This window comes from Clostridium sp. (genome assembly GCF_050717515.1).
Classification (GTDB): Bacteria; Bacillota; Clostridia; order Clostridiales; family Clostridiaceae; genus Clostridium_AD.
In genome coordinates, this window is record NZ_JBOITL010000013.1 from 127759 (window position 1) to 151830 (window position 24072).

General features: G+C 30.7%; 24 protein-coding genes. 7 read left to right on the forward strand and 17 right to left on the reverse strand.

The features are described from left to right. Positions 1 to 97 precede the first annotated feature (97 nt). Entirely contained in the window at positions 98 to 1576 is a 1479-nt protein-coding gene (locus ACREV6_RS03940; protein WP_431576714.1) for an ATP-binding protein, read from the reverse strand. A gap of 365 nt (positions 1577 to 1941) precedes the next feature. Further along, entirely contained in the window at positions 1942 to 3720 is a 1779-nt protein-coding gene (locus ACREV6_RS03945; RefSeq protein ID WP_431576715.1) for a sensor histidine kinase, read from the reverse strand. Positions 3721 to 4069: 349 nt separating this feature from the next. Between ACREV6_RS03945 and ACREV6_RS03950 the strand changes: the two genes are divergently transcribed. Together ACREV6_RS03950 and ACREV6_RS03955 are read left to right on the forward strand one after the other, a co-directional pair. Continuing rightward, a complete protein-coding gene (locus ACREV6_RS03950; RefSeq protein WP_431576716.1) occupies positions 4070 to 4894 on the forward strand; it encodes an FMN-binding protein in 825 nt (274 codons plus the stop codon). Between the two features lie 115 nt (positions 4895 to 5009). Next, the gene (locus tag ACREV6_RS03955; protein WP_431576805.1) at positions 5010 to 5414 is read left to right on the forward strand and encodes a YbaN family protein; all 405 of its coding nucleotides are present in this window, start codon (positions 5010 to 5012) and stop codon (positions 5412 to 5414) included. Positions 5415 to 5478: 64 nt separating this feature from the next. Here the strand turns inward: ACREV6_RS03955 and ACREV6_RS03960 are convergent, their stop codons facing one another. The 6 genes from ACREV6_RS03960 to ACREV6_RS03985 all read right to left on the reverse strand — a co-directional run bounded on the left by ACREV6_RS03960 (position 5479) and on the right by ACREV6_RS03985 (position 10828). After that, positions 5479 to 7053 (reverse strand): hypothetical protein, encoded by a 1575-nt coding sequence (locus tag ACREV6_RS03960; protein ID WP_431576717.1) that lies wholly within the window; start codon positions 7051 to 7053, stop codon positions 5479 to 5481. Positions 7054 to 7187: 134 nt separating this feature from the next. After that, positions 7188 to 8834, reverse strand: a complete 1647-nt coding sequence (locus ACREV6_RS03965; RefSeq protein WP_431576718.1) for a tetratricopeptide repeat-containing diguanylate cyclase — start codon at positions 8832 to 8834, stop codon at positions 7188 to 7190. 223 nt (positions 8835 to 9057) lie between these two features. Beyond that, the gene (locus tag ACREV6_RS03970; protein ID WP_431576719.1) at positions 9058 to 9363 is read right to left on the reverse strand and encodes a LiaI-LiaF-like domain-containing protein; all 306 of its coding nucleotides are present in this window, start codon (positions 9361 to 9363) and stop codon (positions 9058 to 9060) included. Beyond that, on the reverse strand, positions 9356 to 9880 hold the full coding sequence (locus ACREV6_RS03975) for a hypothetical protein (protein WP_431576720.1): 525 nt from the start codon (positions 9878 to 9880) through the stop codon (positions 9356 to 9358). The genes ACREV6_RS03970 and ACREV6_RS03975 overlap by 8 nt, the downstream gene beginning before the upstream one ends. Beyond that, positions 9861 to 10319 (reverse strand): hypothetical protein, encoded by a 459-nt coding sequence (locus tag ACREV6_RS03980; protein ID WP_431576721.1) that lies wholly within the window; start codon positions 10317 to 10319, stop codon positions 9861 to 9863. The genes ACREV6_RS03975 and ACREV6_RS03980 overlap by 20 nt, the downstream gene beginning before the upstream one ends. After that, positions 10316 to 10828, reverse strand: a complete 513-nt coding sequence (locus ACREV6_RS03985; protein WP_431576722.1) for an RNA polymerase sigma factor — start codon at positions 10826 to 10828, stop codon at positions 10316 to 10318. Before ACREV6_RS03985 ends, ACREV6_RS03980 begins: the two co-directional genes overlap by 4 nt. A 223-nt stretch (positions 10829 to 11051) precedes the next feature. Between ACREV6_RS03985 and ACREV6_RS03990 the strand changes: the two genes are divergently transcribed. Then, positions 11052 to 12170, forward strand: a complete 1119-nt coding sequence (locus ACREV6_RS03990) for an NADH-dependent flavin oxidoreductase (protein ID WP_431576723.1) — start codon at positions 11052 to 11054, stop codon at positions 12168 to 12170. Positions 12171 to 12273: 103 nt separating this feature from the next. Here the strand turns inward: ACREV6_RS03990 and ACREV6_RS03995 are convergent, their stop codons facing one another. From ACREV6_RS03995 to ACREV6_RS04015, 5 genes are all read right to left on the reverse strand, one after another. After that, positions 12274 to 13866, reverse strand: a complete 1593-nt coding sequence (locus tag ACREV6_RS03995) for an ABC transporter permease/substrate-binding protein (RefSeq protein ID WP_431576724.1) — start codon at positions 13864 to 13866, stop codon at positions 12274 to 12276. Next, positions 13866 to 14993 carry an ABC transporter ATP-binding protein gene (locus ACREV6_RS04000; RefSeq protein WP_431576725.1) on the reverse strand — a complete coding sequence of 376 codons (1128 nt, stop codon included), beginning with the start codon at positions 14991 to 14993 and terminating at the stop codon, positions 13866 to 13868. Before ACREV6_RS04000 ends, ACREV6_RS03995 begins: the two co-directional genes overlap by 1 nt. 280 nt (positions 14994 to 15273) lie before the next feature. Next, entirely contained in the window at positions 15274 to 15822 is a 549-nt protein-coding gene (locus ACREV6_RS04005) for a ParB N-terminal domain-containing protein (RefSeq protein ID WP_431576726.1), read from the reverse strand. Between the two features lie 346 nt (positions 15823 to 16168). Next, entirely contained in the window at positions 16169 to 16807 is a 639-nt protein-coding gene (locus tag ACREV6_RS04010) for a hypothetical protein (RefSeq protein ID WP_431576727.1), read from the reverse strand. Positions 16808 to 16866: 59 nt separating this feature from the next. Further along, the gene (locus ACREV6_RS04015) at positions 16867 to 17358 is read right to left on the reverse strand and encodes a DUF6106 family protein (RefSeq protein WP_431576728.1); all 492 of its coding nucleotides are present in this window, start codon (positions 17356 to 17358) and stop codon (positions 16867 to 16869) included. 310 nt (positions 17359 to 17668) lie between these two features. Here ACREV6_RS04015 and ACREV6_RS04020 point away from each other — a divergent pair, with 310 nt between their 5' ends. Further along, complete coding sequence (locus ACREV6_RS04020) at positions 17669 to 17851, forward strand: aspartyl-phosphate phosphatase Spo0E family protein (RefSeq protein ID WP_431576729.1); 183 nt, start codon at positions 17669 to 17671, stop codon at positions 17849 to 17851. Positions 17852 to 17951: 100 nt separating this feature from the next. Continuing rightward, on the forward strand, positions 17952 to 18317 hold the full coding sequence (locus ACREV6_RS04025) for a YopX family protein (RefSeq protein ID WP_431576730.1): 366 nt from the start codon (positions 17952 to 17954) through the stop codon (positions 18315 to 18317). Between the two features lie 83 nt (positions 18318 to 18400). Here the strand turns inward: ACREV6_RS04025 and ACREV6_RS04030 are convergent, their stop codons facing one another. Further along, positions 18401 to 18955, reverse strand: coding sequence for a flavodoxin family protein (locus ACREV6_RS04030; protein ID WP_431576731.1), 555 nt, complete (start codon positions 18953 to 18955; stop codon positions 18401 to 18403). 282 nt (positions 18956 to 19237) lie between these two features. Between ACREV6_RS04030 and ACREV6_RS04035 the strand changes: the two genes are divergently transcribed. Continuing rightward, a complete protein-coding gene (locus ACREV6_RS04035) occupies positions 19238 to 19747 on the forward strand; it encodes a DUF2179 domain-containing protein (protein ID WP_431576732.1) in 510 nt (169 codons plus the stop codon). A gap of 88 nt (positions 19748 to 19835) precedes the next feature. On the opposite strand, the gene ACREV6_RS04040 is transcribed toward ACREV6_RS04035, so the two are convergent. Next, positions 19836 to 21191 carry an MATE family efflux transporter gene (locus ACREV6_RS04040; RefSeq protein WP_431576733.1) on the reverse strand — a complete coding sequence of 452 codons (1356 nt, stop codon included), beginning with the start codon at positions 21189 to 21191 and terminating at the stop codon, positions 19836 to 19838. Between the two features lie 271 nt (positions 21192 to 21462). Between ACREV6_RS04040 and greA the strand changes: the two genes are divergently transcribed. Further along, entirely contained in the window at positions 21463 to 21927 is a 465-nt protein-coding gene (greA, locus tag ACREV6_RS04045) for a transcription elongation factor GreA (RefSeq protein WP_431576734.1), read from the forward strand. A 71-nt stretch (positions 21928 to 21998) separates the two neighbouring features. Here greA and ACREV6_RS04050 read toward each other — a convergent pair whose 3' ends face one another. Both ACREV6_RS04050 and aspD read right to left on the reverse strand, forming a co-directional pair. Then, a complete protein-coding gene (locus ACREV6_RS04050) occupies positions 21999 to 22226 on the reverse strand; it encodes an alpha/beta-type small acid-soluble spore protein (RefSeq protein ID WP_431576735.1) in 228 nt (75 codons plus the stop codon). Between the two features lie 117 nt (positions 22227 to 22343). After that, entirely contained in the window at positions 22344 to 23981 is a 1638-nt protein-coding gene (gene aspD, locus ACREV6_RS04055; RefSeq protein ID WP_431576736.1) for an aspartate 4-decarboxylase, read from the reverse strand. Positions 23982 to 24072 lie beyond the last annotated feature (91 nt).

Here is a 24072-nt window from a genome sequence, read left to right on the forward strand (position 1 = left end):
ACAAATTGATGCACACATCATTTTATCTTCTTATTATAACAAATTATTTATAAGGGAGTATAATAGTTTTTAAATTTCTATATTATTTTTCAGCAATCTACTTTAAGGAGTAAATATCAGAAAACTCAACATGTATTCTCTCAATTCTTTCTTGTGATTCAGCTTCAAATACTTCATATATGCCGTTTTCTTTAGGCAGTACTATTACTGGAAACACAATGATGAACTCTGTCCCTTTGCCGTATTCACTAAATACAGAAATTGTGCCTTTATGTAACTCCACAATGGATTTCACTATGGAAAGTCCAATACCACTGCCTTCCTGATTTCGTGTAAGTGACCTATCTACCTGTCTAAATCTATCAAAAATAATACCTAACTTATCATTTGGAATGCCTATGCCTGTATCTTTTACTGATATTATAATATTTTCTCCTTTATCATACATATTTACTGTTATATTTCCACCTGGTTTTGTGAACTTTATTGAATTAGCAAGTAAATTTAGTATCACTCTTTCAATCTTTTCTGGATCGCAAGATATTATACACTCCTCTATATCAGTATCAAAAATTAATTCAATGGATTTAGATTTGATATACTCGGCTACAGACAGAGTAACACTCTCAACAACATTCACCATATTACAATTCTGGAGCGTTAACTCAAAAAAACCTGCATCAAGTTTTGTAATATCAAGCATATTATTAACCAGGCGTAATTGTCTGTAACAATTCTGTTTCATTATATAACTATACTTTTTGAATTTTTTTTCTTTATCATTAACATCACTGCTACTTGCATAGGTATCCAAAAGCTGTAATGCAGATAAAATTACATTTAGGGGTGTTCTCAGTTCATGAGAAAGGTTACTGAAAAACTCCGTCTTTAAAGTTTCTGATAAAATTGTTTCATCTAATAATTTCTTGTTTCTATACATCTCTATTTCAGCATTCTTACTTCTGGTTATATCCACAAGAGATAAGACTACTCCTTTAATCGGATTCTCAAATGTACAATATGGTGCGCATTTCAATAAATACCAGCTTCCATTTTTACTTTGAATTTCCTTCTCATACAACCTACGACTGCATAATACTTGGCTTGCACCCATATATAAATCATCATTGATAAAATTGTTGGATATGTGATGAATGGGACGCCCAATATCCTGTGCCTTAAGGTTTATCTCTCTAGTAATACTCGGTGTAAACTTTCTTATACAAAGATTTTCATCAAGAAAAACAGTTCCAATATCTGTACTGTTTAAATAGTTTGTCATATCATTATATAGATCATCCAATTCTTGATTCTTATATTTATACTGGGTGTTGATTTTTAGTAATTCATCATTGGCTGCTTGAAATTCTTCGTTTGTACTCAGTAGTTCTTCATTGTAAACAAGATGTTCCTCATTTGATATTTGCAGGCATTCCTTGGTATACTGCAATTCCTCTTCAAGTTGTCTAATTCTTTCATTCAACTTTTTTTCTAAATCATGTTTCACTGTATATTCATTTTTATCAACATTATCATTTTTATAATGCAATCTTATACTTGGCATTGCATTTTTCATAATGCATATCTCCTTCTGTTTAATTATTTAAATAGTGACTTTAATCATATTATTAATTATTGCATTACTCTATCTAATATTCAACACAGTTATATTTCTACAAATATCCATAACTCACCTTTAATTGCAATGTGTTTAACAATATAATTCATTCGCAAAATTCGTCAAACACTGCATATAGAAAAACAGGAGATTTCAACTAGGAACTCTTTCCTCTCAATTACTTCCCTAACAAAAAAAGACAGAAAAACTTATTACAATTTTTTTGCTGTCTTTTTAATTATTGCACCTCTATTTTTTTCTTGTTAGTAGCGAACACTACTCCACATGAATTGATACATTGAGCTAAAGTTATAGATGTTTTCTCATTCATAAATATCTGAGAACTCTACATTCATCTTTTCAATAAATTTGTCTTTATCCTCAATTTCATTGGCTTTATATAATATGCATTCCTCATTTGTATTGCGTTTAACTGGAAGTTCAATAATAAATTCGCAGCCTTTTCCATATTCACTTTTTACGCTAATATTTCCACCATGCATTTCAACAAGAGATTTTGTTAAAGATAACCCAATACCACTGCCTTCATTCTCTCGTGTAAATAGTTTTGAAACTTGCTTATATCTCTCAAATATTATATCCTGATTTTCTTTTTCAATTCCAATCCCATTATCTTTAACTGAAATAACAACAGTGTCCACTCCCTTGTAAATATTTATAAGGGCAGAATCCGCAGTAAATTTTATAGCATTTGAGATAATGTTTAGCATTATCCTCTCAATCATACCCACATCACATATTATTGACATTTCTTCAATATCTGTATGGAATAGCAGGTTGATATCCTTTTGTTTTGCATAATCTGATACTGACAATGCAATTCTGTTAATAAGACTTACAATATCTTGATTACTAAAATGTGGTTCGTAAAATCCAGCATCAATTTTAGTTGTATCAATTAGGTTGTTAACCAACCTTAATAGACGCATACAATTTCGTTTCATAGCTTTTAAGTGTTTTGAGCTTTTTTCTTTATCTAAATAAGAGTCATTTTTAAGATATAGCTCAAAGAGCTGAACACCTGCAAGGGTTACGTTAATAGGAGTTCTAAGTTCATGTGACATATTAGCAATAAATTCACTTTTGTTAATACTAGCTTTTTCAGCAGTTTCTTTTGCTTTTTTCAGCTCTTCTTTAGCATTTTTTTGGAAAGTAATATCTTGAAAAACTCCGTACCGAAATGATGGTTGTAACAATTTCCCCTTTATTGATGTGAATCTGTCAAGAAACCAGCGGTACTTACCATTTTTGCATAAAAAACGGTATTCTATTGCATCTGTTCCAGAGTCCTTTTCGGATATTTCCTTTATACGTTGAACCACATCCTGAAAATCATCCGGATGAATCTTTCCAAAAACAGTATCCTCGTTCATTACTAGCATTTCTTCAAGAGTATAACCTGTTAATCTTTCAATAACTGGACTCATATAATCATATTTATCAGTTACAGCATTTCTTCTATAAGATGCATCCTGAGAATACTCAAGAACATTAGAAAACCGTTCCTTGGATTCTCTTAACTCCTGTTCCATTAGCTTACGAGAATTAATATCAGAATGTGTACCTGTTACTCTTAAAGGCTTACCATCTGTAGTCCAGCTTATAATTTTACCCTTACTAAGTATCCATTTATAAGATTCATCCCTTGCACGAAGTCTATACTCACTCTCGTACGCCGGAATTAATCCTTCTAAATACATATTTAACTTTAGATAAGCAGATTCCTTATCATCAGGGTGAAGCAACTTGTCCCATTCGCTAAATAAATTTTGAATCTCATCCTCTTCATAACCAAGCATGCTCTTCCATCCTTTTGAATAAATCATTTCATTGGTTCTTGCATTCCAATCCCAAACACCATCTCCGCTACCCTCAAGCGCAAAGGTTAGCCGTTCCTCATTTGCTTTTAGCTTCTCCATAGTTCTCTTTCCTTCAGCTATCTCTTTCTCAAGAATAGCGTTAACTTGCTCTAATTTCTTCATATTAACTTTAAGCTCTTCTTCCAGTTCATTACTTGTTTTATATTGAACTTGATCCTTAATTCTAAAATTTTCTTTTTCTATAGACTTGTATCTATTCATAGCTTTGCCCCCATAATCTAATAACAATATTTTGAAATATCTGTATTTGTTATTACCCCAATTGCACATTAGCAAGTTCTACTTTAATTCTAGTTTTATACATATATTTTAATTATATTAATATCCTATATTTATTCAACATAAATTTTAAAATTTATAATATATTTTAGCATAAATTCAACATATTCCAAGAACATCATATAAATTTGTCATAGTATTTGTATAAAATCCTATAGAACTGACAATTATTCTTTTTCATAATTCACAAAAAATTAATAAAACCGCCTTTTATATGCCACAGATAAAACTTAAAATAAAAATATCGAATTATAAAAGGAGGAGAAAACTTTTGGATTTATTTTTAAATTTTGGACTTGCATGGATTTCGGTATTATTAACAGTTGCTTTATGTATTATTTATATATTAAGAAAAGTGATTGTAAAATCAAAAGGTAAAAATATTTCTTTAGTATTAATAAATAGAAAACTAGAAAAACATCATAAGATGCTAGGAATACTATTAGTCATTACAGGCCTACTCCATGGTTACTTTTCTTCTGAACCCCTTCTTAGCTTAAACCTCGGAACAATTGCATGGGTTGTATCTATCTTACTAGGCTTAAACTGGATGGCAAGAAAAATATTATCAAAATATAAAGGCTTCCTTTATTACCATAGAATTTTAACAGTGGTATTTATATTAACAATTATTTTTCATGTAATTCAAGTTGGTGGTATACAAATTCATAAGCTCTTACTTGATAACGGAATCTCTTCGGTTCAAAAGGTTCCTGTTAATGAACTTAATAAATCTATACAAGGAGCAACTTTTAAAGATGGTATTTATACAGGAGAAGCAGATGGATACAGGCCGGGGATTAAAGTATCCCTTAAAATCGCGAATAATATAATTACTTCCATTGAAATTATTGAACATAATGAAGTTAACTCAAGGTTCTATCAAAAAGCTTTTGACAGCATTCCACAAGCTATACTCCAGAATCAAAGCACTGATGTAGACACTACCTCTGGAGCAACCTTTAGCTCTATAGGTATAATGAATGCAACAAATAACGCTCTATCACAAGCTTTGATAGATGGAACATTGCCAGGCTCTCAACCCTTGCCAGAAAATCGTGGACATGATAAGGGTGGTAGAAGTAGCGAGCATTAAATTAAATCAACTAAAACATTACAAAACCCTGGATATTTGGTACAATGTTTGTACAGCTTAAATATTATAGTATATAAATGCAAACTTGTTTTTTAAAATGTAGGGGGTATGTATTATTAATAAAATAATCAAAATTATTTATGTATTAGTTGGTTTTATATCACTGGGATTAGGTATTATAGGAATAATTTTACCAGTACTACCTACCACCCCTTTCTTACTTTTAGCCTCCGTATGCTTTATGAGAGGATCTGAAAAATTAAATAACTGGTTTAAAAGCACTAAAATTTATAAGAAACATCTAGAAAGCTTTATTAAAGATAGAGCCTTAACTTTAAAACAAAAGATATTAATATTATTTTTGGCCGATTTCATGATAGCTTTCCCCCTAATAATTGCAAATAACATATTAATGAAAACTGTATTAATATTCATTATATTATGTAAATATTATTATTTTATTTTCAAAATTAAAACTAGAAAAATATTAAAAGTAGATTATGAAACAGAAGAAAATTGATATGATGTAAAAAAGCCAGCTAAGGTTATTAATATTCACCTTAGCTGGCTTTTCTCTATATTTTTTATTGATTTTTCGCTTCCTTAGTAAGTGCCTTGTAATTAGGTGAATCCTCACCAACTATTTTATTCAATTTCCAGTTATATCCTTTAGCTTCATCATAAACAAGGAAATATAATGCTACAAAGGAACCGGAACCGCTTTTATTCTTTTTATCCTCCTTATAAGTAATACTTCCATAAACATATTTTATATTTTCAAAACCCTTCTTGAATAATATTTCACTAGTTTTAAAGGTCTTCGCTTCCTCAGGTGTTATTTTATGATTATTAGACCACCAGAAAAACAAATTACTTCCTTCAATTTCAGCATTAGTAATAGTTGATATTATTAAAGGACTAGCCATATTATTTATTGTCCCACTATTAACAGTAGTTTTTGCTTTATCTGTTAACGCTATTTTACTTAAAGATATTGAGAAAGTATAACCAGTTGTTAATACTGATTTTATTTCCCCCGCTGTATTTTCCCTCTTAGCATTAACATATAGTACTCCCTTTTCTGAATCATATCTTTTGCCGGCTACATTAATACTCTTAGTAAAACTATCCTTTACAGTAAATCCTTTACCTCCAAAAAAGTTGGAATAAGTTACTGTTTCTTCTAATCCCTTTTCCCTTATAGCTTCAATAACTTTTTCATCAGAAAAAGTTGGCGATATTACTAATGTAAAGTCCTCAGTGCTATTTTTAGCAATAGTAGCAATGCTCCATGCCTCATTTTCAAAAACAAGCTTGCACTTTATTTTCCCTGTAGTAGCCAGAAGTCCGCTATCTATAGAGGTTTTCACTACAATTTCTTCTTTCCCATTTTCCAAATCTGGTGTTCTTAAAGTTATACCAAGACTTTTAACATCTTGTCCACCTAATGCTACTTTTGTTTCTGCAATGGTTATACTTAATTTATTCACGGCCTCAAAAAGCTTCTTTTCATCCATACCCACCACCGGTTTTATTGCAGTAACTTTATCCAGTATAACTGAGTCACTTATTTTCCATTGATTTTTACCTTGGTATGTATATGCTACTGATACCAAAGCCTTTGCCTCAATAGCACCGTTGTTCAAAGTTAACGCTATTTTCATCTCATCTTTGCTCTTGTCTGTATTTCTAGTATTTATACTGAAGCTTTTCATGTTATCCTTGCTCATTTTTATGATTGTTCCTTTAGGAAGAGTTATTGCTTTTCCTATCAAGTCTCCCTTTATTCTCACTTCATCTACGGGTTTAACAATAAGATGCGTGTATGCAAACACCCCTCCTCCAATTACAACTAATAAAGCTATTATAGGTATAATTACTTTCATACTCACAAATGTTTTCTTTAAAGAAGCAAAAAGCTTTTCTCTTTTATACTTCTTTATATCTTCTTCTGTTATTACAGGCATAGGCAGTGTGTCCTCATGTTTTTTCTCATTTTTATCCCCTGCAGGTGTATTCTCTTTTTTTATATTACTATTTTTTTTAGCATTCTTCTTTACTTTCGAATTAGTGCATTCTCCTATTTTTCCTCCACAATATGGGCAAAATTTCAATCCATTAATATTAGTAAATTCATTCTTACAATTGTTACAAATCATTTATTCCCTCCAAACATTCATGTAAATATATTAAATAAACAATATTTTGTATTCAGTATATTATATCCTGTTTACACACTATATTCAAACATATTCACCAGTTTTAGCACCCTTAGTTAAAATTGCAAATAAATTTAACGTACATTTTGATTTCTTAAACGAACCTTATTTCTGCCTTCATTTTTAACTTTATAAAGTTCTTCATCAGCAATTATATACATATCCTGTGAACTATTAAAATCTGCTCTAGAGCCATATACCCCGCCTATACTTATGGTTACTGGATAGCACAGATTATTCCAAAGGTAATTAATATCGAGCTTTTCAATGGAACTACGAAGTAGCTCTGCAAATTCTAATACGCCCTTGTACTCAATGTCCTTAATAAAACATAGGAATTCTTCTCCACCAACTCTTCCAAGTATTCCATATTTATTTCCAAAAACACTCTTTAGGCAATCTGCAATTTTTTTAAGACAAATATCACCTTTAATATGTCCATAATAATCATTATAACGTTTAAAATAATCAATATCTATCATTAAAAGTGCTAAATTAATGGACTTTATTTCACTTTCATTCCACACCTCCGAGATATAACTCTTTACCCCTCTCCTATTAGATATATTGGTAAGTTCATCAAATACTGCCTCTATGCTTAAATTTCTATTTGCTTTTTCCATTATATCAAGTCGAAGGTTTTGATTCCCAATATCCATCTCCAATTGTTTGTTTAATTTTGTAATCTTTTCAACTTCCTCTCCATTAAATAATTTATTAAGCTCAATTTTTATTATTTCAAGCTTATGTGAGATTACTGTAGTTTCCATTTCTTGCTCCATTATATGATATTTTTTATAAAATTCCAGCGATAATTCAAAATCCCCTTTTCTCTCATAAAATTCAGTTATAATCTTATATATTTGGCTTAATTTTTTTCTAGCATTTATTTCTTCTCCGTATTTAATGGCTTTATTGAGATAGAATAAAAAAAGCCCTTCGTTTTCAATGATTTCAAGTTCTGCAAGATTTATAAGTACATCAATTGAAAAAAACTTATTTTCTATCCCCTTTAATTGATCAAGAGCATTATTATAACATTCTCTTGCCTTATCATATTCCTTCTGGATAAAATGTATTTTCCCTATTTTATTTTCAACTTCTGAAAGAGCAGTAATATTATTATTTTCAATTAAAATATCATAACTCTTTTTATAACATTCAAAGCTGTAAGCGTAATCTTTCTTTATAAAATATATTTCGCCCAAATTTTCTAATATAACTGCTATGTAGGTCTTATAATTATATTTTTCACATAAAATCATTGCACTGTTATAAGATACTAGTGCCTGGCTAACATTTCCCACTTCTTTATACACTTCACCTATATTGTTTAATATTCTGCTCATTGTAAGCGAATCTTCTGTCTCTTCTAACATATGTAATGCTCTTAAAAAATTTTCAAGTGCTGTCTCGTACATAGCATTATAAAAATATACAACCCCTATAAGGTTTAATGCCCCTGCTAATTCCACAGGTTTATTATAAATCTCAAATAGCTTAGAAGCATCAAAAGCATAATTAAAACAGTCATTAAGTTTTGTCATTGACCTACAAGCCAGTGCCATAGCAAACAATGCGTAAGCCTCTTCCAGCTTTAACTTATTCGCCTTTGCAATATCATAAGCCTCCTTACTCATGTCAAAAGCAAGGCTTGGTTGCTTAAACGAAATCACTTTTGCCTCTTTAATTTTATTCATAACTACTGTTGAAACGTTCATTATAAAAATTTCCCCCTAAAATATAAAATTAGTTGTACTTGTTTATTTATACATTAACTATTCTACACATTCCACTTTTTTCCTTTATCTTTCAAGCAATTCATCAAGCAAAGAAATATTTTATTATATTGTGGGTGAATTTGTTATATATTATCATGAATTTGCTACTTAAAAAAGAAACCCCTTACTTAATACATTATTATTAAGTAAGGGGTTTCTTTATTTATAATACACATCTAAACTCTGCCATATGAGTAATTACATACTCCATACATCCCATACCCATTGCAAAGAATGAAACAATTATTATTAGGATTATTGCTTTGAAATCGTATTTCATTATCTCTTCCTTGTTTATTACATAGGCCACAATAATTTCAATTCCTAGTAGAACTAAAACTAGGGGCCACAGCGATGCTACTCGTAAATAATTAATGCTTGGATTTATTAAACGTAGTAAAAACATTATTCCAAACATAACTAAAACTATTCCGGTGGTAAATGTGCCCACTCTACGTCCCTTAATCATTCATATCACACTCTCTTTTCTTACCAATAATAAGTTTTGCACCCACAACAATTATTGCAACCCCTATTATTATTTGAGGAGCCACACGTGTTATATTATTGATAACTCTATATACTCCGTCTGGCATATAACTAGCTAAGCTATTTATAATATTATTCCATATTAAGTAGGCACCAAACAGTAATAGTAGTATTCCTGACCACAAGCTGTGTTTTTTTAATATACCTTTATCTATTTTTGCAAATTCATCAAGAGAAAACAAATAATTATCCTCTAAAAGTAAGAATTCTTCCTCTGTTGAATAACGTTTGTTCATACAATCGAAAAATGAATAAAACCAGATTAATGGTAAAAAAAAGAGCAGTGTGCCTATAGAAAGTGAACTAGAAAGAAATATTAAAAAGAAAAATGCTGCCATAAGTGATAGTCCCATCTTCATAAAGCCCAAATACATGTGACCTGCTCCAGGTAAAAGCGAAAAACAAAAGGTTAAAAATTTACTTCTTTCCTTTTTCATTATTAAAAACCTCCAAATTAATTATTTTTTGCGAGAAATTATTAAGACTTTTATTAATTGTGTTAATAGTACTTAAACTCATTGGGTTTACATCCAATGTTTTGGTTTTAGTATTGGCCAGAAAATTTAATCCATTTGAAAAAACAAACATCAATGCTATACTTGCTGCCATTGCCACCCTAAGAGAATAAAACACAAACTGAGTATTTTTTTCTTTTCTCTTTTTTATTTTGCACATTATTTCCTGCTGGAATCCCAAAGGAGCCTCTACAAGTTCATTATCATTAAAACTACTGGCTAGAACATCCGCACAACCTTCACAATTGGAAATATGTTCCGATAATAAAACTAGTTCATTATCACTTAGAGAACCCTCTTTAAATGCTTTTAGTGATGTTTTAGTTAAATGGACCTTTTCCTCGAATAGTGTACCACTCACATTAACTCCTCCTTCCATAAAACCTTCAACAGTTTTTTTGATCTATAAAGATGGGTTTGCAATGTTTTCAAACTTTGACCTGTATCTTTTGCCATATCGGAAAGTTTAATATCTTCACAAAAATAGTTTACGGCCACTGCCCTATAAGGCTCTTTTAATTTTCCACATAAATTATATACCTTTTCCCTACTATGTTTTTTTAAAAGCGTATCCTCCGGTAAATCTCCAGTATCCATTAAGCCATCAAAATCTTCATTAGATAAACTATGAATTGCTCTTGCAGGGCTTTTAAGAAAATCTTTACACTTATTTGTAGCAATTGTTGTAAGCCAAGCCTTAAAATTCACCCCATCAAATTTATGGAAGTTAGTATAGGCAGACAAAAAAGTTTGTTGTGCCAAATCTTCTGCATCAAAGTAATTTTTTGTAAAGGAAAGGCATATAGTAATGATTAAGCGTTCATATTGTTTTATATAGTTTGCAAACTGTTCTTTTTGAATAACCATCACCCCTTTTTTGTCCTTACACTTAATATAACGATTATGAATATAAAAACACTTCAATTTTATAAAATATTAATTTATTATTAGAAAATAATATTAACGAGAACTCCATCTAAATGTTAATAAATATCTAATAATAATTATTATTGTTTACAATTGTATTAAAGTATAGTAATATGAAAACAATAGAAAAACATAATAAGATATATTTTGAAAGGAAGAGATTAAATTGAAAATTGAAAAACTACTCCAACCTAGAATTTTAGGTTCATCAATAAATGTAAAAAACCCTATAGTTATGGCACCTATGACAACTTTTTCAGGAAACCCTGATGGAACTGTATCTGAGGCAGAACTCAGTTATTATAAGGCCAGGTCAAAAGGTGTAGGAATTGTAATTACTGCTGCAACCTATGTAAGCCTAACCGGCAAAGGTTTTCCAGGCCAATTTGCTGCCTATGATAACAGCTTTTTACCAGGACTAAAACAATTAGCAGAAACTATAAAGGGAGAAGGCGCATTGGCAATTCTACAAATATTTCACGGAGGTAGAATGGCAATCCCTGCTGATATACCAGATGGACAGACTATTAGTGCCAGCGCAGTAGCACCAGAAAGACCAGGCGCAATGACCCCTAGAGAAATGACAGAAGCAGAGATCCAAGATACCATTAAAGCCTTTGGTGAAACAGCAAAATTAGCTATAGAAGCCGGTTTTGATGGTGTTGAAATTCACGGGGCTAACACATATTTATTACAACAATTTTTTTCACCTCATTCCAACCGCAGACAAGATAATTGGGGCGGAAATGTAGAAAAACGAATGAATTTTCCATTGGCTATTATAGCAGAAGTTAAAAAAGTAGTAAAACAAAACGCTAGTGATAGTTTTATAGTAGGCTACCGTTTTTCACCAGAAGAAATGGAGAACCCAGGTATAACTTTAGAAGATACTCTTTTATTTCTAGATGTATTAGCAAATCAAGGACTAAGTTACTTGCATAGTTCAATAATGGATTTTTGGCAAAGCTCAATGAGAAATACAAAAACTACAAGTCCTATTATTTGCAAAATACTGGACAAGATACATGGTAGAGTACCATTCATTGGCGTGGGTTCCATCCACACACCAGAGGATGCCATTAAGGCATTGGATAGTGGTGTAGATTTTATATCCCTTGGCAGAGAGATAATTATGGAACCAGAGTGGATTCTCAAAGTTCAAAGTGGAAAAATATCAGAAATACGTACTACCTTGAGTAAAACTCAAGAAAACGCACTAGATATACCAGCGCCACTTTGGAATGCAATTATAAACACACCTGGTTGGTTCCCAATTACAGAATAATTCTTTTATAAGTATAAATCTTTCTATAACAAAAGTGCCATATATGAAATTAATTCACACCTGGCACTTTTGTTATATACTTAACCTTTAGTGAAATACTCTACTATTTAATCAATTTACGTTCTCTCAAAAAGTCTTCTGCAACTTTTTCTGGCTTTTGACTAAGCTTATCCACCTTATAATTTAAATCTATCATGGCCTTATCATCAATCTTTCCAGCTAATTCATTAATTAAAGGTTTAAGCTCTGGATGTTTTTTAAGAGTTTTATTATTAATTGTTGGCACGGCATCATAAGGCGGAAAAAAATGTTTGTCATCTTTTAAAACCTTAAGCTTAAATGCCTTTAGCAATCCCTCTGTACTAAACGCATCTAGAACATCTGTTTTAGTACTATTTAAAGATGTATATCTTAAGCCACCATCAATTGCTCTAACAGCTTCAAAATTCAAGTTATATAATTTATTTAATCCCAAATAACCATCTTCTCTATTACTAAATTCTATTGTACAACCTAGTACAAGTTTGTTACCTACCTTTGCTAGGTCCGAGACAGTCTCTAAATTGTATTTTTGAGCAGTGTCTTGACTTACAGCTAATGCATAAGTATCGTTAAACCCAAGAGGCTTTAGCCATGTTATTGCGTAGTGTTTACTAGAATAATCACTTACAACTTCATAAGTCTTATGCGGGTCACTAATAGGTTTTTTCTTCATAATATCAACTAAAGCAGTCCCAGTATACTGTGGGCACACATCTAGTTTACCAGCTTTTAAGGCAGTAAAGGCTATGGCTGAACCTCCTAAATTAAATTTTCTTTGTACTTTTAAGTCTGTATTTTTTTCTATTAATATTGATAACATATTTCCTAATATGGTTTGCTCATTGCTATTAGAAGAACCTACAACAATTACATCATTCTTTCTATTAAACATAAATACACCGCTAACTACCATAATAACTATTAAGCTACTAGCTACAATTTTTTGCATATTGTTAAACTTATATTTTTTCTTCTTAGACAATTTAATTGTGCCATCCGCTTTTCTGATTCCTGGTGGGGTTACCCCTTTTTCGATTTTCCCTACAATAAAATCCATTAATAGTGCAAGTAAACATGCAGGAATTGCTCCGGCTAAAACCATATAGTTATCTACAGTCTGTACTCCTGAAAATACCATATATCCAAGTCCACCCGCTCCTATAATGGCAGCAATTGTCATAAGTCCAACCGCAGTAACTGCTGCTACTCTTATGCCTGTCATAATTATTGGAAGCGCAAGTGGTATTTGAACAAGTTTAAGTATTTGTTTATTTGTCATACCCATCCCTTTAGAAGACTCAATTACATCTGGATTTATATTCATAAGTCCAGTATAGGTATTTTTTATAATAGGAAGTAAGGAGTATAAAAACACCATAAGTATTGCTGGCCTGCTACCTATTCCAAGAACTGGTATTAAAAAACCTAATAATGCCAAACTAGGGACTGCTTGTATTACATTTGCAAAACCTATAACTGGCCCGGATAATTTTTTAACTCTAGATATTAATATACCTAGTGGAACCCCAACAATTATAGCTATAATTACAGCAAGTACCGTTAATTGAATATGTTCAACTGTTAAATTTATTATCTCACCTTGTCTTAAAACTACAAAGTCATTAAATTTAGAGATTGAATTTAATATATTCATTACGCCTCTACCTCCTGGTTAATATACTGGTTGCTTAAAACTATTAATAAGCTATTCTCAGTAATTAATCCAACTAATTTTGAACTATCATCTACAACTGGCACATATCCAATTTGAAGTTCATTCATTAAATTTAGTATATCTATTAGAGAATCATTTAAATTAACAGTTTTAATTTCGCGTCCCATAATAGTATCTACCTTTATAGACCCTAGGGTATTTCTTCTAATATTTTTTAGCGTAACAATTCCCTCTATAATATTTTCTTTATTAACAATTAATAAACTGTCTACTTTATGTGACTTCATGATTTCTACAGCTTGAACTACTGTTCTGCTACCGATAATTTTAATTGGATCAGTAATCATAATATCCTTAGCTTTTATAAACTCCGGCTGTTGCCATATTCTATTTTTCCCTATAAACTCTTTAACAAAATCATTAGCAGGGTTGTTTAAAATTTCTTCTGGACTATCAAACTGAAGGATATTCCCGTCCTTCATAATACAAATTCTATCACCAAGCTTAAGTGCTTCATCCATATCATGAGTTACGAAAACTATTGTTTTTTTAAACTCTTGCTGAAGACTAAACAATTCATCTTGAAGCTGATTTCTTGTAATTGGGTCTAGTGCACTAAAGGGCTCGTCCATAAGAATTATATCCGGATTTGTTGCCCAGGCTCTTGCTACTCCAATTCTTTGCTGCTGACCTCCACTGAGTTCACAGGGATATCTGTCTGCATACTGCGCAGGTTCCATCCCTACCATTTTAAAAAGCTCATTTGTTCTTTCAATTATCTTATCTTCTGACCAATTTTCCAGTCTTGGTATTAATCCAATATTTTCTCCTACAGTCATATGTGGTAAAAGTCCTGTTTGCTGTATGACATATCCCATATTCCGCCTAAGCTTAATGGTATCCTCCTTTAATATATCTTTACCATCTAGGTATATATTTCCCGAAGTTGGTGTAATTAACTTATTAATCATTTTTAAAGTCGTGGTTTTACCACAACCACTTTGTCCTACTATAACTATAAACTCTCCCTTATTTACAGTAAAACTAATATCCTTAATTACGGTTTGATTTTTAAAAACTTTTGTTATATTCTTAAACTCTAACATATTACCTCTCCTCAATAAACTAATAAAAATCAGCTAATGTTTGTTAATTATAACTGACAACTTATATAATATCATAGGATTGTATGTTTACATAACTCCATAAACTAAGAACAAATGTTATAGTTCTATGAATATTAGGATATAGTTTACATAGTGGTAAAAATGAAACATATGCTAGATAATGCTCCCATTATCTAGCATATGATATAATTAAAAGATATCCCAGCATGACAGATTCTATATACGCGAAAAACAAGTGGGAATATATTATTCCCACTTGTTAATTCTCTGCATATGAAACTGGCACATTAGTTATTCCAAGTTCTATTGCTGCTGCATATTCATCATATCCTGATACTATTATAAGGCTTTCTTTTTTAACAACAATAGGTTTGTTAAACTTTTTATTATTTTTCATATAATTTATTGCTTTGTTTTTCGAACGTTTTATTGACAGATCTTCATTTTCATTTACTAGCTTTGAAATATCCATTATTTCATCAGTTCCCGCTGGCATTTCATTATTTAAATCTATTTGTCCGTTGACATCTTTTAACAAATTAAATATTTTAATTGATGTTGCTTCTACTGATATAAAAGGCGTACCTTTGCTATTTACACAGGCTTTAAGTTCTCCTTTAATCACAAAGTAATTTACATCCTTCATTCCTACTACTGCGTCTCTCCAATAATCTTTTTTTACAATTACTCTATAAATTGATTGCATATTATCATAAGTATCTATTTTGAAAAGTAGATTAACGTCTCCATTCTCTAGCCTAGTTGTTTTTACAGGTAACCCCTTAATAATAATCTCACTTTTATTCATAATTATATTCTCCTTTTAATTCCATTTTTTTAATTCTCAAATTCCAAAAATAAAACACCTAGAAAGCACATATCACTTTCTAGGTGTTTTAAACTGAATTAGAATTCAACTCTAAATTAACTTTCACTGGAGTAAATTTACCTAGTCCTGTGTTAGATATTCTTAAATGTTTCTCTAACGTAGAACTACTATTATTATAAGTTAACACAGACTTCACCCCATTTCAGAATTTATATTGTTTATTTATAACCCACAACTATTATTTTACTATCTTTACTCTATATTCATTGTATCATTTTACTCATAAAATTACAATTTTTATATTATTACCATTCTATTCTAATTGTTATTTATTTAGCAGCCATTTGAATACCATTACCGCCTTATCCTTTTGTTTAGATGAACTAATAATACTAATAACCATATTTTCTGTGTCAAATCCAATATCTTTAAATATTTTAACATCCACTGCATTTATAGCATATACAGCCTTAATATTATCACTTCCAACGGCTTCAATCTTTTCATTTTTTATAGCTGACAAATCTAACTCTCTTATATTATCCAATCTTGAAAACATATCTTGTTTAGCATAAACCTGTGCCATGCCCTTATCTAAAATTACAACATCAATTTCGCCAACAGATATCTTAGCGATAAACTTTTGTGTGCTTACGTTTGACATTGTAGCGTCTTCCTTGCTTGAACCTTCAATTGGAATAATATCTATAATAGCCTGTTTTTTTTGCTCTCCATCTTTTATAACAATATTTGTGAGTTGTTTTTCTACATCACTTTTCTTAGTCTCATCTACATTATTCCCAATCAAAGTAAGATCAAACACATAATCTACTCTTGTAATTTGCCCATGGATAATTGAAGCTAATATAAGTATAATAGCTAAAACTCCTATAATATGAAGTTTATAGTACTCCCAGATATATTCAGCTTTCTTCTTCTTACTCATGCTTTTTAAATCAACCATAATGCCTACTCCTTTAAAAGTATATTTCACTTATGCGTTCTACTTCGTGTCTCTCCATATTACTTTTTTACTGCCCTTGGATTAGTTTTATAACACAAGTCTAAAAACCTCTCATCTGGCACAAATCTCAATTGCATTTTATTGTTTCCTTCTGTAACCATTGCAACATATACTTTTCCCTTTGCTGTAGGAGGATAACACTTTACTATGGTATTAGGCTTGTTAGGATAATCTTTAACAGCAGCACTACCTTCTGGTGCTAGTAGTCCCACCTCTCTTATATTAAGAGAAAACAATCTTCTTCTTTTTTTCATTTCTATTATCTTCTCTATATGGATTTCTCCTTTTATAAATTGATACTCATACTCTACAAATAATTTTTGCTTGTAAAAAAAACAGGTTGCGGCCATACCTAGTAATATTACCATCAAAATTAAATTTGTTGTAAAGGATACTAATCCCACAATTGCAAATACAAACATTGCACCATTTATTATTTTGTAAAAACCTGTTTTATATGTAGTTATTAATTGTTCATAAACATAATCCATATTACATCCCCCTTTGCCTTTTTACATTATACCATATTTTGAAAGTTTCTTAAAACATCAGCCTAGGTAAACATTACAATTTTGCTTAAACCTTACATATGATAGGGCTTATAATTTTCATAAACCACCACTCTATTTTATTATTTAATATATTTTTCTTTTTCCCCCTTAAATCTCAATATATTAACGTATTTATAAATGGAGATTAGTTTCCTATTTTCATGTAAACTTTATGGATCTAGTGGTTGCATAAAAATCAATATATTATACTATAACAGATTTTATTGTGCTTATAGTATAATTTGTAATTATGGAAATTATAACAATTCAGAAAGGAATAATATTATTGGGTAATGTTATACTTGCTACAGAAAAACTTAGATCAGAATTAGAAACGCTTATCTCACTAAAAGGGTTAAATCATAAGGATGTATTAAAATTAAGTCAAAGATTAGATAAATATATATTAATGCATTATTCAGAAAAATATTAGTTACTTTTTGTTGTGATATTGAACATTTAATTTATAAATGACATTTCTAATTGGACAAAACAATAAATATAATTATAAATAGAAAAGGTGGTAACTTAAATTGAAACAATTAAAATTTAAAGCTTGGGATAATTATAGACAGAAAATGCATAAACTACAAGGCATGACTTTTGATGCAAAAAGCTTCCTTCCTTCTGCTCTTAAACTCCCTGGTGTGACTTGGAGGCCCATCGAAGAATACGAATTGCTTCAATGGGTATTCTTATCTGATAAAACTGGAATCGATGTATATGAAGGAGATTATATTAAAATTTCATCTACTGTTTACAATGTGGTTTGGAATGATACTATAACGAATTTTCAGCTTGAAGAGCTAGAAGGCTCTTCAAGTCGCAGTATTATTGACGTCTCTTTGGGATATATCCTTGGAAATAAATTTGAAAATCCAGATTTATATAATAAATAATTTATTACTTTCACTGTCCATTAGATAAAACAATTGAATAGCCCCTTAACAACAGTCAAGGAGGCAATCTGCCTCCTTGTTTTTTATAGCTTTAAGCTATTTACCATGCTTTTTGCAGCTTCTCTTATAGTTGTTAACTTGTAATCTCTGTTTCTTCTGGTTACTCCTATAAAATCATATTTTACACCCTTAATATGATCTACAAACCTCTCAAAGGAAGCAAGACAAGAAATACAGCCATTTCCAGATCCTCCTGGAGCAGCGACACATATAAAAGGTTTACCAGCTAAATTACTTTTCTCATTATTTAATCCTTCACATCTTCGAAGTCTATCAATAAATACCTTTAGTGATTCGCTCATATCATGCCAATAAACAGGTGTAATTACTATGTACCCGTCTGCTTTCGCTATTTCCTCGTGTAACTTTTGAAAATCATCCTCCACCTGACAGATATGCTCATCATGACATGTACCCCATCCATTTCCGCAAGCATGACAGGCGGACATATTTAATGTGTTGAGATTTATTGTTGATGCATTAGCAGAAGCCATTTCTACTCCTATTTTTGCCTCTTCACCACAGGCAGCTGTTAAACCATCATTGTTAGGACTTGAAGTAATTACCATTATTTTCATTTTTACCCCTCCATTTAAATTATTTTTTGCTTTTATTTTCTATTTCATTTTATTACATTAAATGCTTAGTAGCAAATCAAGCATTAAGAGTTTTCATTTATAAGGTACTTAATATCTTGTTATTTATCTGTTTGTCATGCAATTTTTACAATTATGGTTATTAGCATAAATATATATTTACTTTCGACAATATGTGTTAATAAAACCCTTTTCATCAATCAAATTATAGAATATAATAGAACAGTTACAAGCTATAAATATTTTAATAGGGGAGCGCTGCATATGTTTATTTACATCCTCATTTTTTTAGCTAAAATAATTGAGGTTTCCTTAGCCACGGTTAGAACAGTACTTATAACTAGAGGTGAAAAGTTTTTCGGTTCTATTATAGGCTTTTTCGAAGTAATTATATGGTTATATTTAATTACCACAGTACTTATTGGAATAAATCAGGAACCATTTAAAATGGTAGCATATGCGTTAGGATTTGCTTTCGGAAATTATATTGGTTGCATTTTAGAAGAAAAACTAGCACTAGGACTAATAACCATAAATGCAATAGTATCTGAAAAAGATGGCCTAACATTAGCCAAAATTTTGAGATCAGAGAATATAGGTGTTACTATTATGGACGCAGAAGGGCTAAAAGAAGCTAAGAAAATACTTGTATTACATGTTAAAAGAAAAAGAAAATCTAAAGTAATAAAATTAATAACAAATTCCAATATTAATGCTGTAATTTCCCTAATTGATACTAAAACTATATATGGGGGTTACGGTATTAGAAAATAGGTGCCACCCACATGGCAAGTGTCACGTGGGTGGCATTAAGTAGCATAAGAGAACAGAACTTATTAGATGGCAGACAAGCTCTATTCTCTTATTTTTTATATTTAAGATTAGTAATACTTCTGTATAAGAAAAATGCTGTTAATGCCGTAGCAATCAAATCTGCACAAGGTTGTGAAAGCCATAGTCCATCCAATTCGAAAAATAATGGAAGTATAAGAATAAGAGGAATTAGAACTATGACTTGTCTTAAAATACTTAAAATCATTGAGGTTTTCGCCTCATTTATTGCTTGAAAATAGCTTGCTCCTAAAATTTGAAAACCTAAAATAGGTAAAAATATCAAGTCAATTCTAAGTCCACGTGCCCCCATATTTATTAGTTCAGGATTATTACCTACAAACACACCAATAAGAGGCCTTGCAAATAGTTGTACACTTACAAATCCAATTGTAGCAATACAAGTCCCTGCCATTATTGCATACTTTAAAACCTTTAAAACTCTTGAATAGGATTTAGCCCCATAATTATATCCTATTATAGGTTGAATCCCTTGACTTATACCAAATATAGGCATAAAAATTAGCATCGATATACTATTTAATATTCCCATTGCAGCTATTGCAGGATCCCCTCCATAAGCATAAAGACCTTTATTATATAAAATAATTACAAGACTTGATGCAATTTGCATAGAAAAAGGTGCCATGCCAATAGCAAAAATATCCTTTACAATATGTCTATGAAGCTTTAAATTAACTTTCTTTATTTTAAGTACACTTCCACTATTTTTAGAAGTAAAATATTTAAGTACCCATAGAGTATTAAAAGCTTGAGATATTATAGTTGCTATTGCAGCACCCTCAATTCCCATATTAAAACCGAATATTAATATTGGATCTAATATAATATTAATAATTGCACCAAATACCATTGTTAGCATTGCCATTTTTGGATTGCCTTCGGCTCTAATTATATTATTTATACCAAATCCTATATTTTGAAAAACCGCTCCCATAAGTATGATTTGTATATATGCCTTTGCATAGGGAATGTTATTTCCACTTGCTCCGAATAAGATTAAAAGTTTGTTTAAAAACAAAACTCCAATTAAACTAATTACTAATGATATTATTGTTATTAGTATCACTGCATTTCCCAAAATATCGTCTGCAGCTTTTTTGTTTTTTTCTCCTAGTCTTATTGATATAACTGCACTAGCACCTATTCCAACAAGCATGCCAAAGGCCATTATAATAACTGATATTGGAAAAGTTATAGCAAGTCCTGATAGGGCATTTGATCCTACACCCTTAATATGACCTATATAAATTCTATCTACAATGTTATATAGTGCATTGACAATCATTCCGGTTACTGCAGGTATAGAAAACTTAAAAAGTAGTTTTCCTATACTTTCTGTTCCTAGTGCTTTTGTTTGATTCATAAAAAATGTCCTCCATATCAAAATATAAATATAAATATAAAATGCATGAGTATGAAATTTTCACCATTACTATATCTACTTTCTAGTATAACATATGTTTTTATTATTATTAAATTATTGAATTTTTAAGATTTCATTAAATATTTTCACCAAAAATATGATATAATAATTCTTTATTGTCTTCTCTACATTTAACTTAATTTAATATAGCTAATATATTTAAATATAGAGAATAAATTATATAGGATAAAATTGTTAGGAGTGACAAATTATGAAAAATACAATATTAACACCTAGCGGAGTCGCAAAATTAGAAGAAGAATTAGAACTTCGCACCGGGGAAAAAAGAAAAGAAATAACCGCAGCAATTAAAGAAGCAAAGGGTCACGGAGATTTAAGTGAGAATGCAGAATATGATGCAGCTAAAGATGATGAAGCTACCAATAATGATAGAGTAATTAAGATTCAAGAATTGCTTAGGAGCTGTACCGTAGTAGAAGACTACAGTAATGATGACCATTTAGGTCTTGGTGGCGAGGCTGATATTAAATTTCTTGATACAGATGACATCGAGAAAGTATGCCTGGTATCTACAGTAGAGACCAACCCAGAGTTAATGAATATAAGTATCGAATCTCCACTAGGCATGGCAATATATAAAAAATCCCTTGGAGATACCTGTATTGTTTTAGCTCCAGAGGGTAATTACGAAGTAATTATAGAAAAAATTTACTAGTAGGATAAACCTTAATAAAAATATAAGCAGAGGGTTGTCTCTGCTTATATTTTCAAATTTTATTATGTTTTTTACTTGTTACTATCCACCATATTTTTTTCTGCTGCTTCTACCATTCTTCTTACCATCTCTCCACCAACATTACCTGAATTCTTTATCTTACTTACAATTTCACTGGGAACATCGCCCATATATTCACTTTTGCTTTCAATGTTACCTAGTCCCATATCTTCTGCTACTTCCATCTTAAATTTTTCAAGTTTTCCCACTGCTCCTGGTACTAATATTCTTTTGGTCATTTTACTGCCTCCCAATAATTATTCTTAAGATATTCAAAGCATATTATAATAATTCGTATTTCTACTTTGCATATCTACAATTAGTATTTTTAAAAAGGCATTTTTTATTCATTGGGTTTATTTAACTTGTTTAGATTCATTCCATTCTTTTGCATAGTCTTCCAAAACTTTATGTAGAATTTTGCCAATTTTAGAATAAGATTCATCATTAAGATTTGCAAGTGATATTCTAATAGCCCACTCTGGACCATGGAATCCACTACTGCCTAATAAAACTATAGAAGATTGCTCTGCTAGACGTATAAGAATGTCTACTGGTTTATAATTTGCTTGTAAATATTGCATAAATTCTGCATTATATTTTCGCCCTGCCCACTCTAGTAAATCAAATTGAGTATAATAAGACGCATCGAAGGGATCTTCCTGTAAATCTAATCCTAATCCATCCAGTAAAAGTTTTTTGCGATTACGACAAATATCTTTTGTTAATTGTTTATATCTATTTTCTTTATCAATTATAGCAAACAGTGAAAAAAATGCCATTTGTACTTGTTGTGGTGTTGATAATCCTGCAGTATGATTAAGTGCTACCTGACGGCTATCCGCTACTATTCTATCGATAAAAGCAATATTATCAGGCTCCGTAGATATTCCGCTGTAGCGTATTCTTGCCCTTACCTTTTTATCTTCATCTTGATGCCTTAATAATTTATCAAATACATTGTCTTCATAAAGTGAAATAGTACCAAGACGCCAGCCCGTTACTCCAAAATATTTTGAATAAGAATACACTCCAATTGTATTGTATGGCAAATCTGCCATTAATGAACGAAACTCATCTACAAAAGTACCATATACATCATCTGAAATAATCATTAAATCTGGATTAACATTCTCTACAATGTTTTTTAACTGATTAACAGTTTTGGGTTTCATTGCAACAGAACCTGGATTACTTGGATTAACTATAAATAATGCCTTTATGCTTGAATCATTTATTTTTTCAATTTCTTTAGAAGAATATTGCCATGTATGTCTACCATCTTCAGTTATTTCGTCAGCCAAGACTTCAACGACTTCAAAATTATAGCGTGGTAAATGAGGTATTTCAAGATAAGGTGTAAAAATTGGTGCCATAAGTGCTATTTTATCTCCCTTTGACAATATATTGTTTGCAATCAATGTATCAAAAATATAGCACATCGCGGCCGTAGCACCTTCTACTGCAAATGTTTTAAACTTCCCTGGAAGTAACTCATTGTAACATAACTCCTGAACAAGATAGTCGTTTACTACACTTTCAACATGTACTAACATTCTATCTGGGTTCGGATAATTATCGCCAATAATTCCATCTACCAATTCGTAAATCCAATCATCTGAATTGAATTTTTTGACTATTATACCGTAATCAATGATTTTACAAAGAAGTTCAATCCCTGGAGCATCTTGATGTTTTTTTGTAAAATCTATAAAATGCTCTGTAATTCCTTCTTTCCTCGGCATTCCCGCTAAATCGTATTTACTCCATACCCTGCGACTTTCTTCAATAGCAAATTGACCAAAAGTGAAAAATGCTTCTCTTGGCGACGCTGCAATCCAATTAGGATTTCCTCTACCTGCATCCAGAAGTGTGTGTGTACCACTTTTCTTTGATTCTTCCGCAAGATTGATTAATTTGTCTTTAAGTTCAAACGGGCTTATTTTACCATAAACTTCTTCTATTTCTTTACGCTGAAAACTTAACTTATCCAATAAATTTATACCTCCTAGTTTATAATTAATCTACCATTTCACCTATATTATTATTATTATTATTCCTCAATAATGTCTTTTTAAGCTAATA